At 57.8% G+C, this 16795-nt stretch carries 15 protein-coding genes; 6 read left to right on the forward strand and 9 right to left on the reverse strand.

Annotated features, from left to right (window positions below; genetic code table 11):
* Nucleotides 1–4 precede the first annotated feature (4 nt).
* From C1J05_RS17400 to arsB, 5 genes are all read left to right on the forward strand, one after another.
* The gene (locus tag C1J05_RS17400) at nt 5–1120 is read left to right on the forward strand and encodes an aromatic ring-hydroxylating oxygenase subunit alpha (RefSeq protein WP_114872417.1); all 1116 of its coding nucleotides are present in this window, start codon (nt 5–7) and stop codon (nt 1118–1120) included.
* Nucleotides 1121–1290: 170 nt separating this feature from the next.
* On the forward strand, nt 1291–2133 hold the full coding sequence (locus C1J05_RS17405; protein WP_114871355.1) for an arsenate reductase/protein-tyrosine-phosphatase family protein: 843 nt from the start codon (nt 1291–1293) through the stop codon (nt 2131–2133).
* A 6-nt stretch (nt 2134–2139) separates the two neighbouring features.
* Nucleotides 2140–3138 carry an ArsJ-associated glyceraldehyde-3-phosphate dehydrogenase gene (locus C1J05_RS17410; protein ID WP_114871356.1) on the forward strand — a complete coding sequence of 333 codons (999 nt, stop codon included), beginning with the start codon at nt 2140–2142 and terminating at the stop codon, nt 3136–3138.
* A 68-nt stretch (nt 3139–3206) separates the two neighbouring features.
* Entirely contained in the window at nt 3207–4412 is a 1206-nt protein-coding gene (gene arsJ / locus C1J05_RS17415; protein ID WP_114872418.1) for an organoarsenical effux MFS transporter ArsJ, read from the forward strand.
* Nucleotides 4409–5419 carry an ACR3 family arsenite efflux transporter gene (gene arsB / locus C1J05_RS17420; protein WP_114871357.1) on the forward strand — a complete coding sequence of 337 codons (1011 nt, stop codon included), beginning with the start codon at nt 4409–4411 and terminating at the stop codon, nt 5417–5419. The genes arsJ and arsB overlap by 4 nt, the downstream gene beginning before the upstream one ends.
* A 40-nt stretch (nt 5420–5459) precedes the next feature.
* On the opposite strand, the gene C1J05_RS17425 is transcribed toward arsB, so the two are convergent.
* From C1J05_RS17425 to C1J05_RS17445, 5 genes are all read right to left on the reverse strand, one after another.
* Nucleotides 5460–6464 carry an Ldh family oxidoreductase gene (locus tag C1J05_RS17425; protein WP_162798123.1) on the reverse strand — a complete coding sequence of 335 codons (1005 nt, stop codon included), beginning with the start codon at nt 6462–6464 and terminating at the stop codon, nt 5460–5462.
* 16 nt (nt 6465–6480) lie between these two features.
* Nucleotides 6481–7662, reverse strand: coding sequence for a mandelate racemase/muconate lactonizing enzyme family protein (locus tag C1J05_RS17430; protein WP_114871359.1), 1182 nt, complete (start codon nt 7660–7662; stop codon nt 6481–6483).
* A gap of 65 nt (nt 7663–7727) precedes the next feature.
* The gene (locus C1J05_RS17435; protein ID WP_254684640.1) at nt 7728–9350 is read right to left on the reverse strand and encodes an ABC transporter substrate-binding protein; all 1623 of its coding nucleotides are present in this window, start codon (nt 9348–9350) and stop codon (nt 7728–7730) included.
* Nucleotides 9351–9380: 30 nt separating this feature from the next.
* Complete coding sequence (locus C1J05_RS17440) at nt 9381–9965, reverse strand: M24 family metallopeptidase (RefSeq protein ID WP_114871361.1); 585 nt, start codon at nt 9963–9965, stop codon at nt 9381–9383.
* Between the two features lie 21 nt (nt 9966–9986).
* Nucleotides 9987–10616, reverse strand: coding sequence for an aminopeptidase P family N-terminal domain-containing protein (locus C1J05_RS17445; protein ID WP_114871362.1), 630 nt, complete (start codon nt 10614–10616; stop codon nt 9987–9989).
* Nucleotides 10617–10715: 99 nt separating this feature from the next.
* Here C1J05_RS17445 and C1J05_RS17450 point away from each other — a divergent pair, with 99 nt between their 5' ends.
* Nucleotides 10716–11609, forward strand: a complete 894-nt coding sequence (locus C1J05_RS17450; protein ID WP_114871363.1) for a LysR substrate-binding domain-containing protein — start codon at nt 10716–10718, stop codon at nt 11607–11609.
* 16 nt (nt 11610–11625) lie between these two features.
* Here C1J05_RS17450 and C1J05_RS17455 read toward each other — a convergent pair whose 3' ends face one another.
* The 4 genes from C1J05_RS17455 to C1J05_RS17470 are packed head-to-tail and all read right to left on the reverse strand — an operon-like array spanning nt 11626 to nt 16794.
* A complete protein-coding gene (locus C1J05_RS17455) occupies nt 11626–12390 on the reverse strand; it encodes an HpcH/HpaI aldolase family protein (RefSeq protein WP_114871364.1) in 765 nt (254 codons plus the stop codon).
* Nucleotides 12390–13940 carry a hydantoinase B/oxoprolinase family protein gene (locus C1J05_RS17460; protein ID WP_205388987.1) on the reverse strand — a complete coding sequence of 517 codons (1551 nt, stop codon included), beginning with the start codon at nt 13938–13940 and terminating at the stop codon, nt 12390–12392. Before C1J05_RS17460 ends, C1J05_RS17455 begins: the two co-directional genes overlap by 1 nt.
* On the reverse strand, nt 13937–16012 hold the full coding sequence (locus C1J05_RS17465) for a hydantoinase/oxoprolinase family protein (protein WP_114871365.1): 2076 nt from the start codon (nt 16010–16012) through the stop codon (nt 13937–13939). The genes C1J05_RS17460 and C1J05_RS17465 overlap by 4 nt, the downstream gene beginning before the upstream one ends.
* Nucleotides 16009–16794: an IclR family transcriptional regulator gene (locus C1J05_RS17470; RefSeq protein WP_162798125.1), complete on the reverse strand. Its 786-nt coding sequence runs from the start codon at nt 16792–16794 to the stop codon at nt 16009–16011. The genes C1J05_RS17465 and C1J05_RS17470 overlap by 4 nt, the downstream gene beginning before the upstream one ends.
* Nucleotide 16795: the final 1 nt, after the last annotated feature.

Consider the following 16795-nt stretch of genomic DNA (forward strand, 5'->3'; position numbering starts at 1 on the left):
TGACATGACCGCGCCCTCAAACAGCGAAGCGGCGGCGCAGACAAGCACGCCTGTGCGCTCGCTTGATGCGCGTTATTACACAGACCCGCACGTCTATGAGGTGGAAAAAGCAGGCCTGCTGGCGCAGACATGGCAGTTTGCGGGACATGCAAGTCAGCTGGAAAACCCCGGTGATTACTTCGCCTTTGATATGGCCGACGAAAGCCTGTTTTGCATCAAGGGGCATGACGGAGTCATTCGCACCTTCTACAACGTCTGCCAGCACCGCGCGCATCAGCTTGTCAGCGGCGAAGGATCAACCCGTGTCGTGGTTTGCCCCTATCACGCATGGACCTATGAACTGACAGGCGGGTTGCGCGCAGCACCCAATTCCAAATCCGTACCGGGTTTTGATAAATCCAAGATCTGCCTGTCCGAAGTACGTACCGAAGTCTTTCTTGGCTTCATTTTTGTCAATCTTGATCCGAACGCCGCGCCAATGGACGAATGGTTCCCAAATTCCCGCGCCGAAATCGAAACATTTGTGCCGCATTGGGCCGATCTGAAACCACTGGAATGGGTGGAAATCCCCGAGAATTGCAATTGGAAAGTGTCGGTCGAGAACTACTCGGAATGTTACCATTGCAGCCTGAACCACCCGACCTTTGCCACTGGCGTGATCCGGCCCGAAACCTATGATATCCAGCCGCAGGGCTATTGTTTGCGCCATACCACCGAATGCAACGACCTGTCCCAGATGACCTATGACATCGCAAGCGGGTTCGAAAACAATGACAAATACTCGTCGTGGTTCTTGTGGCCGATGTTCTCGTTTCAGGTTTATCCGGGCAACCTGCTTAACACCTATCACTGGCGCGCCGTGAATGCGGATCATGTGGTGGTCTGGCGCGGGTGGTATTCGGTCGGTGGCTATGACGACGAAACCGTACGCCGCATGGCCCAGCAAGATCGCGCAACCACCGTCGAAGAGGATATCCATCTGGTCGAAAGCGTTCAGCGCGGGTTGAAATCGCGCGGATATGTTCCGGGTCCGCTGGTTGTCGATCCCGGATGCGGCGTGAATTCCGAACATTCGGTGCTGCATCTGCAACGCTGGATGCGCGAGGCTGTGAATGGCTGAGCTGTTCGCAACATCCGGCTAAGGTCTCGAAACGCGTCGCGATGATCCACGCCATGATTGGCGCGCTCGTCAAGATGTACGAATAGGAAAGCCACCCGATTTCATTTGCTTTGGATGTTCTCTCGATATTTGTATTGACGCACTCCCTATATTTCCAATATTCGTGAAATATGGAATCATTGCTCACAGACCGACTCGCAACTCTTAGCCATCCCCAGCGGATGGCGGTGTTTCGTCTGCTCATGCGGCGCTGCCCCGATGAACTGCCCGCCGGCGAGATTGCCGAAGTGCTGGACCTGAAGCCCAGCACCGCATCGGTTTATCTTTCGGCCCTGACACAGGCCGGGCTGATCTCGCAACGCCGGGACAAGACACGACTGCTTTACGCCGTAAATCTTAATGCTGCCCGCGATGTTGTTGCGGGTCTCTTTGTCGATTGTTGTCGCGGCCGGGCAGATCTTTGCCCGCCTCACTTTTCTGACCTTATCAGGAGTATTCCTCTCATGGCTGACAAGAAATATAACGTGCTTTTTGTATGCACCGGCAATTCGGCCCGCTCGATTTTTGCCGAAACCATCCTGCGCGACATGGCAGGTGACAAATTCACCGCTTACTCCGCAGGTACTGCGCATCGCTCAGAGTTGAACCCACTTGCCGTTGAAATGCTGCAATCAAAGGGGCACGACATCGCCCCCTTGCGGTCCAAGAACGTGTCAGAATTTCAACATTCCGACGCGCCGAAAATGGAATTTGTCTTTACAGTGTGTGACCGCGCCGCAAACGAAGAATGCCCCACCTGGCCCGGCCAGCCGGTTTCGGGCCATTGGGGCATGCCGGACCCGGTCAAGGCTGATGGGACTCTTGCTGAAAAGCGGCTGGCGTTTCAACAGACATACGGGGCTTTGTACAACCGGATCAACGCATTCACAGCGCTGTCTTTCGACCTTCTTGATCGCGCGACATTGCAAAAACGAGTCGATGAAATCGGCAAAGAAACCGCCACCCAAGGATAACTGATTATGACCACCTACGCACTGAACGGTCTTGGCCGCATCGGTAAGCTTGCCTTGCGCCCTTTGCTTGAACGCGGCGCGCAGATTGCATTCATCAATGATGCCATTGGCGATCCTGCCATGCATGCGCATCTTCTGGAATTTGACTCGGTTCACGGGCGTTGGCCTGCGGAGTTTGCGGCAGACGCGGATGCGATCAGCATTGACGGAACCCATATTCCCGTAACCAGCACCCGCACGCTGGAAGACCTGCCTTTGGACGGTGTGGATGTTGTCATAGACTGTACAGGCGCCTTCAAGACAGAGGCCAGCCTGGCCCCGTATTTTGCCGCAGGTGTGAAAAAGGTCATCGTATCGGCGCCGGTCAAGGACGGACCAACGGCAAACATCGTTTATGGCGTAAACGAGGGTATTTACGATCCGGCAACCCACCAGATCATTACAGCGGCCAGTTGCACGACAAACTGCCTTGCTCCGGTCGTGAAGGTTTTGCTTGAGGGGATCGGCATCAAGCACGGTTCCATCACGACAATCCATGATGTGACCAATACCCAGACAATCATCGACCGCCCGGCCAAGGATTTGCGGCGGGCCCGCTCTGCGCTGACCAACCTGATCCCGACCACGACTGGATCGGCCACGGCGATTACCCTGATCTACCCGGAATTGACCGGCAAACTGAACGGCCATGCCGTTCGCGTTCCGCTGCTTAACGCCTCGATCACGGATTGTGTGTTTGAAATGGCCCGCGAAACGACCGTGGAAGAGGTGAACGGGTTGTTCAAGGCCGCCGCCGAGGGCCCGTTGAAAGGTATTCTTGGGTACGAAACACGCCCCCTTGTGTCATCGGATTACACGAACGATCAGCGCAGCAGCATCATTGATGCACCATCGACGATGGTCGTGAACGGCACCCAGCTTAAGGTCTATGCGTGGTATGATAACGAATATGGCTATGCCTACCGGTTGGTCGATGTTGCCCTTATGGTCGGCGGCAAGCTGTGACAAAACCTGACGAACGGCCTGCGGGATTGAGCGCTTACATCGCTGTCACGGCGGCCTACTGGGCCTTCATGCTGACCGATGGTGCCCTGCGCATGCTGGTTCTGCTGCATTTTCACACTTTGGGATTTTCGCCGGTCCAACTGGCCTATCTCTTTGTTCTTTACGAAATCGCCGGTGTCGTGACCAACCTGTCTGCCGGATGGGTTGCGGCGCGGTTCGGCCTGACCTCGACACTCTATGCCGGGCTGACCCTGCAGGTTGTTGCCTTGCTGGCGCTAACCCAGCTTGATCCCGCGTGGAGCATCACGGCCTCTGTGATCTTTGTGATGTCGGTGCAAGGGCTGTCCGGCGTGGCCAAGGATCTTGCCAAGATGAGTTCCAAAAGCGCCGTCAAAATCCTTGCGCCGCGTGACGGCGGCGGTCTGTTCCGCTGGGTGGCGCTTCTGACAGGATCAAAGAATGCAGTCAAAGGAAGCGGCTTTCTGCTGGGTGCCGTACTGCTGGCGGTGTTCGGTTTTGTTCCATCTGTTCTGATAATGGCCGTGATCCTTTTCGCGATCCTGATCGCGGTCGTGATCGGCATGCCATCCGGCCTGCCGGTTGCCCGAAAGGACGCCAAATTCTCCGAGGTGTTATCGAAAAACCGCAACATCAACTGGCTGAGCGCGGCCCGTCTTTTCCTGTTCGGCGCCCGGGATGTGTGGTTTGTGGTTGGCATCCCGATCTATTTCTACGCGGTGCTTTCCGATGGCAGCATCGATGGCAAACGCGCCGCATTCTTCATGATCGGTACATTCATGGCTGTCTGGACAATCCTCTACGGCTTTGTTCAGGGCTGGGCCCCCCGCATCCTCAAGGCTGCATCGCGCACCGACGAACAGATTCTGGCCCAAGCCAAACGCTGGGTCGCTATGTTGATCATAGTGCCAGCCCTGCTTGCCGGTCTGGTGTTTCTTGCCCCCGAACCGTCCGGTGCACTGACCTTGACGATCGTTCTGGGTCTTTTGGTGTTTGGCGGCATCTTTGCCGTCAACTCGGCGCTGCACTCTTTCCTGATCCTCAGCTTTACAGATGAAAAAAGGGTCACGATGGATGTCGGTTTCTATTACATGTCCAACGCAGCAGGACGTCTTGTCGGCACGGTTCTGTCCGGCCTGACCTATCAACTGGGGGGGCTTTCATTGTCTTTGGGCACCGCCGCATTCATGATAGGGCTCAGCTGGCTGGCGATGCTGCAACTGAAAACACAAAAAACGACTGGGATTGCAGTATGAACATCTTCGAAAAATACCTGTCCCTCTGGATTGCATTGGCAATGGGGGGCGGGATCGTTCTGGGCAATATTGCACCCCAACTGGTCAATGCGGTCGCAGCGGCGGAACTGGCCAGCGTCAATCTGGTTGTCGCTGTGCTGATATGGGCAATGGTCTATCCGATGATGGTTGGCGTTGATCCCAGATCGCTGCGCGATGTGGCGAAACAACCCCGCGGATTGCTGATCACACTTGTTGTCAACTGGCTGATCAAACCGTTCACCATGGCCGCTTTGGCGGTGCTTTTTTTCCAGTATGTTTTCGCACCATGGATTCCACCCGAAGACGCGATGCAATACATTGCCGGGTTGATCCTTCTTGGCGCGGCGCCGTGCACGGCGATGGTGTTTGTATGGTCGCAACTGACGCGGGGCGATGAAACCTACACGCTTTTGCAGGTGTCAGTGAATGATCTGATCATGGTCATCGCCTTTGCACCGATTGTGGCGTTCCTGTTGGGTGTTACGGATATCAACGTGCCGTGGTCGACGCTGGTTCTGTCGGTTTTGCTGTTTATCGCGCTGCCCCTTTTTGCAGGTTTGATGACACGCCGCCGGCTTGGGTCGAGTGACGCGATCGAGGCATTTCAGGCGCGTGTGAAACCCTATTCAATCGTTGGCCTGATCGTAACCGTCATGATCCTGTTTGGCCTGCAGGGGCAGGTGATTGTATCCAAACCATTCATCATCATACTGATCGCCGTACCCATCATTCTGCAAAGCTACGGCATTTTTGCAGTCGGTTACGCGGCCGCCTTTGCATTGAAAGTACCGCACCGGATTGCGGCCCCATGCGCGCTGATCGGCACGTCGAATTTCTTTGAACTGGCCGTCGCGGTTGCCATCAGCCTGTTCGGATTGAACTCTGGTGCTGCCTTGGCAACCGTTGTCGGCGTTCTGGTCGAGGTGCCGGTCATGCTGACCCTTGTTGCATTCGCCAACAAAACGCGGGCACGGTTTGTATCCTAGCACAGCAAGGAATGTGGCACACGCCCAGCCAGGAATGCTGTCAAACCAAGGCGCCCAGTGAACGCAACTGCCCGGCAAGGGCGTCATCGACTTCCACGCCGTGCGCGTCGGCACGGGCACGCGCGCTATGGCGCTTGTCGCCGGGTACGCGGGTGTTTGGCTCTTGCGTCATGTCGGCCAACATCTGTTCAAGACGTTCGGCGTGTCCGGTTTGACCCAGCCCATCTGGCCGGATCGCGATCAGGGTTTGCCCCAGTCGTGGCGGTCCGCCAACATCATCCCCAAGAGAGGATGCACGATAGGACCAGTTGGCGCCAGTCAACCCCGCGGCAAGAACTTCGACCATCAGGGCCAGCGCCGCCCCTTTGTGCCCACCCGCCGGTGCAATGGAGCCTGCCATGGCTTCGTTTGCATCCGTTGTCGGCTGACCATTCGCATCCAGCGCCCAAGTCGACGGGATCGGTTCGTTGGCTGACGCGGCATTGGCCAGATTAACAAAAGCCGTGGCCGACGACGAACTATCAATAATCAATGGTTCACCCACGCGCGGGGCCGCAAAAGACCACGGGTTTGTTCCGAAAAACGGTGTCTTGCCACCCCAGGGCGCCATCGTGGAAGATGCGTTCGCGGTCATGATCGACATAAGCCCGGCACGCGCCAGACGACCGGTGAAATACCCGAGCACGCCACAGGCATAGGCATTTGATATCCCCATGAGGGCAATGCCGTTTTGCTGCGTCGCGTTTATCAAGGCCTGTTCGCCCGCTTCAAATGCCGGGTGCGCGAACCCGTCCGCGGCATCCACCCTGATCAAAGCGGGAAGAGGCTGCGTAACAATCGGGGCGGCATCGCCGTTGATCTTACCAACCTTCAGGTGCTGGCAATAATAGGGGACATATCCCAACCCGATGCCACGAATTCCTTCGGCCTCGGCATCGCGGATCGAACGGGCGACAGCCGATGCCTGAATCTTGTTGGCACCGCTTGCAGACATCGTTTGCTGCGCAGCGGTTTCCACTTGGTCAAGTGACAGGGTCAGGGGCATTCTGGATTTCTCCGGTTCAGGATTTACGAAAAAAGCTGCCGTAGCCACTTCCCTTCGGGGCATGGGCACCCGAGGGAAAGCGACCTTCGTCAAGATATCGCTGATGGCATCTTTGCAGGGCTACGGGGTCTATCGTGACACCCAGACCGGGGCCATCCGGCACCGCCGCAACCCCGTTTTCCAATTTGTGCGGGCCACCCTCAATCACATCGTCAGCATACCAGTGAAACAGCGTTTGACTGGCGCCGCGCACATGGTCCAACGCCGCTGTCATGTGCAGGTAGGCCGCGCTGGCAATACCCGTTTCGCCCGAATGAAAGCGAAACCCGATATTCATGGCGGCGCAGGCAGCAATGAAATCGCGAGTGCCAGAAATGCCGCCATGTTCATTGATGTTGGTCACAATCGCATCCGGACATCCCAGCGCGACAGCCTGTGGCAGGTTGATCGAATGAGCAGAGAACGAACAGGCGGAATGGGTGCGCAGGGCCGCCATTTCGCTATATGTTTCGCACGGCTCTTCGAACCAGGTAATGTCAAACCGGGCAAACCGGTTCAAAGCATCACGTGCGGTCGGAACTGTCCACGCCCCATTGGCATCCAGCCGCAACTCGCGATCCCCGATGGCGGCGCGCACCTCGCGCACCATATCAATCTCTTCTGACAAAGCGACCGTGCCAACCTTGCCCTCAAAAATCAGGGAACCGTGGCGTTCAATCATATGTGCGCAATATCGCGCGACCTCTGTCGGGGTCGCCTCGCCATTTTCTTGGGCACCGGGTGCGCGATAGCTGAAATACTCTGTCAAAGGGATGTTGTCGCGCACCGCACCGCCCAACAGCGTGACCAGCGGAAGTTTTTCGATCTTGCCGCGTGCATCCCACATCGCCATTTCAATGCCGCCAAATGCGCGCCGCGCGGCCGTGGTGTTATCCCAAGGGGTATAGCCCATTCCGGGCACACAGTTCTGGCGCGCAAGGTGGATATCCCGCACATCAAGTCCGATCAGCCTTTCGCCCATCGCCACGACATCGGCACTTCTGTCACCGTCGGCACATTCACCCAAACCGGTGACTCCGTCAGCGGTATCCAGTTCAATCACCGTTTTGGTCAGCGACGCGATGGAGCCATAGCTGAAACGATAGGGCGCACGAAACGGGATGTTGACGGGCGTTGCCCGAATGGCGGTAATTTTCATGTCTTGAATTCCAGTTGCGTCAAATATGTGCCGCCATATTCAGCATATGGCGGCACAAAGCCGGATCAGATGTCCAGCCAGACCTTTTCAAGGTGCATTTCGCGCAGCGGGTGGCGGGTATACCCCTTGAGTGCTGCGGTATGATGCATCGCAAGTTCGCGCCAATAGGCCTGCACAATCACGCCGCTGTCCTGCAACATTTTTTCCAGTTCAGCCATCAACGGACGGCGCTGTTCCGGGTCAAAGACACCCAGTGCTTCGTCAAGTTTTGCGTCGAATTCCGGGTTGGAATGGGCGCTTTCGTTCCACGCTTCGCCCGATTTATAGGCCAGTGCATAGACTTGGACGCCCAGCGGGCGTCCGCCCCATGACGTTGTGGAGAACGGGTATTGGGTCCAGTCGTTCCAGAACGTCGCACCCGGCAGAACGCGGCGTTTGATGTTGAACCCTGCATCGCGCAGTTGGGCGGCAACCGTATCGGCAAAATCTTTCAATTCGCCATCATCGATTGAATTCAGTTCAATTTCCGTTGCGCTGTGCCCGCTTTCATCCAGCATGGCCTTGGCCTTGGCCGGATCATGGGGCGCGCGTGGTACATTGGCATATTCCGGGTGCACCGGCGCAACATGGTGGTTGTCTGCAACCGATCCCAGACCGGCAATCGCCAGTTCAAGCGCGACCGAGTTGTCGACAGCCAATTGCACGGCATTGCGCAGCATCTGATTGTCGAACGGCGGCTGTTGCGTGTTCATGCGCGCCACAGCGGTTGTTGCAGTCAAAGCCACGCCCCGCTCCAGGCCCAGTGCGTTGAACGCTTCTTCGGAATTGCTTTGCGTTTCATCGTTCATGTCGATGGCGCCATCATCAAACGCTGCGATAAACGCCGCATCATCATTGCCCAGATCAATGAATTCCAGCCCGTCAAGATAGGCTTCGCCACCCCACCACGACCCGTTTTCACGGCGTTTCAAAATGGCAGAGCCACCGACATTGAATTCGACCAGTTCAAAGGCGCCGGTTCCGATTGGCGCGTCCTGCAACTGGCCCGCAAATGATTGGTGCACACACAGCGCCGGATAATCCCCAAAGGACGGGATCAACGAAATATCAGGGCGGAACAGGTTCAGACGGACAGTGAAATCGTCCACCTTTTCAACGGCACCCGCCGCCGCCTCGGTTGCATCGCCATCTCGCAAGGCGCCCAGACGAGCCGCCATTGAGTTGCCCTCGACCGTGGCATCCGCCATTCGGCGAATGTTGAAAACAACATCATCTGCCGTGAACGCATCGCCATTGTTCCAGGTTGCGTCCTGACGCACCTGCAACGTGTAGGTCAACGCATCATCACTGACTTCCCAGGCAGTCAGCAGCGAAGGAGAAAACGACCCGTCTGCTTCCCACCTTACCAACGGTTCGCAGAACTGGCGCGCGACATTGGACTTTTGTGGCCAGTCATAGGTTCGTGGATCGTTGATATCCAGAATTTGCTGACCGATCCGCAGCACGCCGCCGCGCTTTGCGTCCTGTGCACGTGCCGGGGTTGCCAGTGTCATGCCCAACATACCGGATGCGGCGGCCGCGCCGACGCCCCAGATGCTGGCCAGTGTCATGAATTCGCGGCGGTCCAACTGGCCGGCTTTGACGGATCTGGCCATATTCCTGAGTTTCGAGAGTCTTTCCTGTTTCATTTCCATTTCCCTGTTTTGGTTGGTTGCGAGTTAAATCATGCGCCCTTGCAGGCGGTCATCGAATGGGTAATTGGACATACGTTCGGCACCGGTCTGTGTGATCAGAAACTGATCTTCCAGCTTGACGCCTTCATGGCTTCGGTCCCAGCCGATATAGCTTTCCAGGCAAATGATCATGCCCGGTTTCAGCATACCATCCAGCGGGTATTCGCCGCCGTCAGGATCGTGATGGGGAATATTGGGCCATTCGCCCGCAAGCCCCAGACCGTGGCCGATACAATAGTAACGGCTGGCCTGATGCTCTTGCGGGATCACCCAGGCCTTTTCCGCAAGCGCGCGAAACTCGACATCCGGCCCCAGCAGTTCGGCATTGTGTTCAAGCTGTTCGCGGGCGCGGGAATAGAGCAGTCGTTGATCATCGCTGGCCTTGCCCTCACCGCACAGAAACGTGCGCGAAAAATCCACGGCATAGTTTTCAAACCCCAGCGCATCGGTATCCAGACACAGCAGATCCCCCCGTTCCAGCAGGCGCCCGCCTGCCTCTTGAAAATAGGGGTAGGTATTGGGGCCGGACTGGAACAAACGCGTCGAGACGTACTGGCCTTCCTTGGCCATCAGCGTGTAGTGAAATTCCGCTCAGGTTTCGGTTTCGCTCATACCCGGCTCTGCTTTGGACTCAAGCCGCGCAACGCCTGTTTCGACACGCCGCATTGCCTCTTGGATATAGGGCAGTTCGATATCCAGCTTGATCGCGCGCGTCAGGCACAATGGCTCTAACGCATCGGCCACGTGCAAGCCGCGGGCGCGCACCGCGTCCACCGCCTGCCATGGCAGCCGATCAATGTGTACCCTGTCGATTTCCGGATCGACACCAAGAATGACACCCAGAATTTCATCCGCGAACCGATCAGCAGCCGCCGCGATATCTCCTCCGGATCCGATATAATCCAGCCCCTGTGCCGCGCGCACTTCGGTTATTGTGGGCAATCCCGCCGCCAGATGCGCCGCGCCGGGAGAATCGTAGAGGATCACCGGGCCGTCGGCGAACGCCAGCAAATACCGCGATGGCGATCGCAATCCCCATAGCATCATATTGCTGGATCCGGTCATGTACCGGATATGATTGGCATCGCAGATCACCATGACGGCAACATCCTGTGCGCGCATTCCCGCGCGCACGTGATCCTGACGCGCACGGTAAAGATCATGCCTTCCCTGCTTCAGGGTTGCAGCTGTCGTTTCGGGATCAAGCGCGATGTTCATCATCAAATTGTGACCCCGTTGCCGCGATTCCGAAATTGACAATTGCGACACTTCGTTTTTACCTGAGGTAAAAGGATAGCGCCAATTCCCAATGCTCCGTCCATGACCGCCCTGCGCGCATTCGAAGCCGTTGTCCGCCACGGAACCCTGTCGGCTGCTGCGCGGGAACTGCACGTGACACCCGCCGCAATCAGTCACCGCCTGAAGGACCTGGAAGCGGCCGCAGGCAGGGATCTGGTGTACCGACAGGCCGGCATTTTCCGCCCCACGGTTCTGGGGTCCGAAATCATTGATGGCTTGGGCGATGCGTTCACACGCATCCGGCAAGCAGACAGGCTGCTGCGGTCCTCGATGACCGGTACATTGCGGATCAGCGCCGCCTACTCCTTTGCCGTTTTGTGGCTGAGCGCCCGGGTCATGCAATTTGGCACGAGACATCCCGAAATCGATCTGCACATTGAACCGTCCCATAGTCCGAAAGAACAGGATGATGCGGACGTGGTGATCGTACATTCCGACAAGCGCCCCGAAACAGGGCAGTGGACACTGCTATTCGAAGATACCTGTGGCGTTCTGGGGCGGGCGGATCATCCGATATTTTCCGGAACTGCGCCATCACTTGACGATCTTGCCAAGGCAGATCTGCTTCACATTGCACATCGCAACGGACCGCAATCAGGTGAATTCAGTTGGCGCCAATGGTGTGTCCAGCAGGGGCTGGTCGGGCTAGACCTGAGCCGCGGTGCCCGCGTCAGTGCGGAACACCTTGCCGTGGAAATGATCTTGCGCAGCCCAAACCTTGCTCTGGTCAGCACGTTCAGTGCGCAGGATCACATTGCCAGCGGCGCATTGCGCGTCCTGCCGGGCAGCACCGTCAGTTCCAATCGCGGCTACTGGATGATGACATGTGCGCAGGGCGGCAACGATCGACTGGTCAAGGAGTTCGAAAACTGGCTGATCAAGGAGATCAATTCCGGCCTGTTGCCCGAAGACTAGCCGATCGGCCCGCCCGTTACCCGCTTTTGAACGCGTCCAGCGCAGCTTTCGCAGCGCGCATCAGATAGGCCTGATCACTTCCCAGAACGAACACGGTCGCGCCTGAATTCTGCCAATCCGCACGTTTGGAAAGATCGGTCAGAAACAGCCCCGCAGCCTTTTGTGCAGCAACACCGGCGCTGATGGCCTGCCGGCACAGCCCTGTAACCGCGTCCGATGCGGGATCATGTGATCCGATTGACACGGCAAGGTCCACCGGCCCCACAAGCACCCCGTCCACACCGCTGACCGCAGCGATTTTCCCTGCTTCCTCGACGGCGCCGGGTTCTTCGATCTGGCATATCAGAACGGTTTCTTCGGGCTGCCGTTCCAGATGTAGCGCAATGCCCCGCGTTCCGTATTCGGCACCGGGCGTGGATGGTGAAAACCCCATGCCGTCCGGCCCGTATCGCATCAATCCTACAAGGTCGCGCGCAGAAGCCGCATTTTTGACCTGCGGCACCATCACGCCGGCACAGCCTGCATCCAGAACCGTTGCGATCCAAGCGCCGGTCGCTTCCGGAATGCGCACCATCAAAGGCAGACGGGCAGCGCGCGCAGCCAGCGCCATAAGCGCCACATCGGCGCGATCAAAAGCGGCGTGTTCCGCGTCCAGAATGGCGAAATCGAACCCGGCATGACCCAAAATCTCGACCACTGCGGGATCGTTCGACTTGATGAACGTCCCCGCGATGATCTTGCGCGCCCGCAGATCCCGCGCAAAACTGGCACGCATATCCATCAAGCAGCTCCGTAACCGCCGCCACCCGGCGTCACCATCATCACTTCGTCATCCCGGCGCATTTCGCGTTTGCGCGTATCTGTCACGGGTTCACCATTGATCATGAACTGACCGGCCTTGCCATCACCGCCGCCGTTCAGGCCTTCTGGTCCGGCAGTCAGCCGCGATGGGATCGTATTCAAAAGCCATGGCTGGTCCGTACGCATTCTATAGCCGATCCTTTGACCGTCACCCCCTGGCTGCCGGCCCGCACCACCTGTGCCATGCTCCAGCTCTTTGCAGGTAAACGCAATGGGATAGGATGCTTCCAGAACCTCTACCGGAACTGCGGACACGCCCGTCGGATAGCAGACCGCCGAAATACCCGGCTTGGTCGCGCGCGCGCCCATGCCGCCGGAATAGTTGAACATCGAAGACGTGAACGGCTTGCCTTCCGCATCGCGCCCCTGAATTTGAACCGTCCAGACAGCACCAGACCCTTCGGCCAGAACCGCATCCGGGACAACCTGCGCTAGCGCCTTGAGGATCGGAAACGGGACATACATGCCAACAACATGCCGGGCATTGACCGGCGACGGGTACTTCGCGTTCACCACGCAGCTTTCGGGCAGCTTGAGCTTGATCGGTGACAGCGATCCGGCATTGTTGGGCAGGTCAGGGTTAAGGGTCGAGCGTACTGCAAAGGTTGCATAGGCGTGCGTGTAAGCCGGGACCACGTTGATGCCCATCGGACTGGGCCCGCTGGAGCCTTCAAAGTCGACTTCGATCTCGCCTTTCTCTGCGTCTATTGTGACAGCGGTTTTCAATTCGATCACTTCACCACCCGGCACGTCAAATCTGGACGACCCGTGATAGGTGCCACCCGCCAGTTTCCGGATGGCATCGCGGGTGGCCACTTCGGACCGGGTGATGATTTCCTGGGACAGCGTCGAAATATCGTCAAGCTTGTAGCGGTCGCACAGGGCATTCAACCGCTCTGATGCGATAATGCCGGATGACACCTGCGCCCCCAGATCGCCCATCAGCGCATCCGGCGTGCGCACGTTGCGCTTGATAATCGCGAACAGTGTTTCGTTCGGGCGGCCCTCGTCATACAGTTTCATTGTCGGTATCCACAAACCTTCTTCGTGGATGTCGCGCGCACCCGACCCGATGCCATAGCCGCCGATATCAGAATGGTGAATGGTCGATCCGGCATACCCGATGATCCGCCCTGCGCGGAAAATCGGTGACAAGACGGTGATGTCAAAGAAGTGTCCAGCCGACATCCACGGATCATTGGTGATCAGCACATCTCCGGGTTTCAAATCCTTGGGATCATAGCTCTTCAGCAGGTTGCCCGCAGCCGCAGCAAGCGAATTGATGTGTCCCGGCGTCCCAGTTACGGCCTGCGCCACCATCCGCGCCTGTTCGTCAAAAAGCCCGTTTGCCAGATCGCCCGCTTCGCGCACGATGGGGCTGAAGGCGATACGTTGCAGCGCGCGCGCCTGCTCGCTGACAATACCGATCAAGTTGCTCCACAGGATCTGAAGTTCTACCCCGTCCATCATTTCTCTCCTGTTTTGCGTGCCACAAGGCTGCCGCTGGAATGCAGGCTCACATCCCAGCCTTCCAGTACAAAGATCGTCGTTTCGCGTTCTTCGATGATGACGGGACCAGTGATCAGGTCGTCCGCCGTGATCGTAGCGCGTTGCCACACCGCAACATCGCGAATGCCGTCGCGCAGGTGCACCGGCCGTGTTTCCACGCCCTGACCAATCTCCGCATGCGCCTGTTTCTTTGCGCTGCGGTCTGGCTGGATACCCGAAGCAGTGACCAGCCAACTGACGATCTCAATCTTCATACCGTCCAGTTTCAAACCGTATTGCCGCAGATATTCCGCCTCGAACAGGGCCTTGATCGCAACGGTGTCACGGGCTCGGCGCGGGTCGTCTTGCAGGGCGATACGCACTTCGGATTGCTGGCCAAGATATCGCATTTCAACCGAAAACCCGAACGTGATCTCGTCGCGCTGCATCCCGGCCTCGGTCAATGCGGCAGTTCCTTCGTCTGTCATGCTGTCCAGAACGCCACCCACACTATCCCAGTCCAGCGTATCAAGCGTGGTCACGTTGGAGCGGACAAGATCAATCTGAACCGGCGTCACCAACGTGCCGAATGCGGACAGGACAGACGCAAGCGGCGGGTAGATGACCTTGGTGCTTTCCGTAAGTTCCGCAACCATGCAGGCATGGACAGGCCCCGCGCCGCCAAACGCCAGCAAAGGCAAGCCGCGATAATCGATACCCCGTTCCGTGGCGTGGGTTCGCGTGGCAGCCGCCATCTGTTCGCACACCACTTCGAAGACGCCCCATGCGGCCTGATTTCGTGGCAGGTTCAGCGCATCCCCCAACCGATCGAACGCCGCCTGCGATGCGGCAAGATCCAACTGCATGTCGCCCCCAAGAAAGCGATCCGCGTTCAGTATGCCCAGAACCAGATCGGCATCGGTAACGCAGGCATCCTGTCCGCCACGACCATAACAGGCCGGGCCGGGCATCGAACCCGCACTTTGCGGCCCGACACGCAACAGGCCCAGATCATCCACCGATGCGATCGAACCGCCGCCGGCACCGATTTCGATCATGTCGATCGATGGTACGGTGATCGGCATGCCCGACCCGGGCTTGAACCGGTACCGTCTGTCCACCTCGAATGTGCCGGTTACCAACGGTTCGTGCCCCTGTACGATGCAGGCCTTGGCCGTCGTCCCGCCCATATCGAACGATATCAGGTCTGGAATATCGAAAATGCGGCTGAAATAGCATGCCACCAGCGCCCCGGCGGCAGGGCCGCTTTCAATCATCCGCACGGGCATTGTGCTGGCACGGTCGGCACCGATCACGCCCCCGTTTGACAGCATGATAAGGGGTTGTTGCCGGAAGCCGCGCTGTTCCAGTTCCTGCACCAGCGCCAACAGGTAGGGGCGGGTAATCGGCACCGTGTAGGCATTGATCGCCACCGTAGAGGCGCGCAGATACTCGCGCATTTGCGGCGCGATCACGGACGAGAGCGAGACATAGATATCTGGCGCTTCCTCGGCAAAGATACGTCGCACCTCTTCCTCGTTCGCGCCGTTCCGGTAGCTGTTCAGAAAGCAGACCGCTACTGAAACGATACCCTTGGCGCGGCATTGTTCGATCACGTCGCGCACGGCATCGGCATTCACCGGGGTTTCGATGCTACCATCCGCATATGTGCGTTCTTTCAGCGTAAAAGTCCGTTCGGCCGGAATCAGCGGTTCGGCGAACTCGATTTGCGGATCGTACATGTCATAGCGGTGCTCTTCGCGGATATAGAGCACATCGCGAAACCCTTCGGTCAGCAACAGAGCCACAGGCGGGCCTTTCCTCTCGATCAGGGCATTGGTTACGACCGTGGTGGCATGAACCACGACATCGTCCACATCCCTGGGCGCGATACCGGCCCTGGACGTTACCAGTTCGACCCCGCGAAAGAACCCTTCCAGAAGATTGTCATGCGTTGTCAGAGTTTTATCAACATAGCTTTCCCCGTCTGACGACAACATAACAGCATCGGTAAATGTGCCTCCGATATCGATGGCAAGTGAATGTCGCGTCATACCGGATACTCCATTAGTCCAAGATCGGTCGAGATTTCGCGCGCAGCGCCCAAGACCGACGCAATGTAATGCTCGGACGGGTCGGGGGCGATGTGAAGAACCGACCCGACGATGGTGATCGTGGCGGCCAGATGTCCGTCCTTGTCGAAAATCGGGGCGGAAATGGCGTTGACCCCGGGCAGTGTTTCTTCGGGTGCCACAGCCCAACAGGTCTTGCGGGCATGGGCAATCTCGGCATCCAGCCAGATCATGTCACGTCCCTGCAATGCGACTTCATCAGCGGCAAACGCGGCCTGAATACGCGCGCGATACATCGGATCGCCCCATGCCAGTGCGATCTTGCCCTGGGCAGAGGCATGCAACGACAAAAGCGCGCCGGGTTTGGTAACGATCTGCACAGGCGTTTCCACCCGTACAATATCAATCACACGCATCCCGTCTTGTTCCGGGATCGACAAAGTAACCGTCTGCCCCACCGCATCGCGCAAAGCCGCCATGACGGGCCGTGCCACGCTGGTCAATTGCGTACCGTCAGCGATGGCCTGCCCAAGATGAAACAGTTTAAGCGTCAACCGATAACGGTCGGTTGCCGGATCCTGACGGACATATCCCAGTTGAACAAGCGTCTGAAGATAGCGAAAGACACGTGTGCGCGGCATACCCAGCGCCGCAGCGATATCTGTCACGCGGGAATCTTCGGAATGCTGCGCCATTTCCTCCAGTATCGCAAAGGCCGCGACCGTGGACTGGTTCGTCGTGTTCGAGTTCTTGCTATCGATCATA

The organism is Sulfitobacter sp. JL08, assembly GCF_003352045.1.
In the GTDB taxonomy this organism is placed as follows: Bacteria; Pseudomonadota; Alphaproteobacteria; order Rhodobacterales; family Rhodobacteraceae; genus JL08.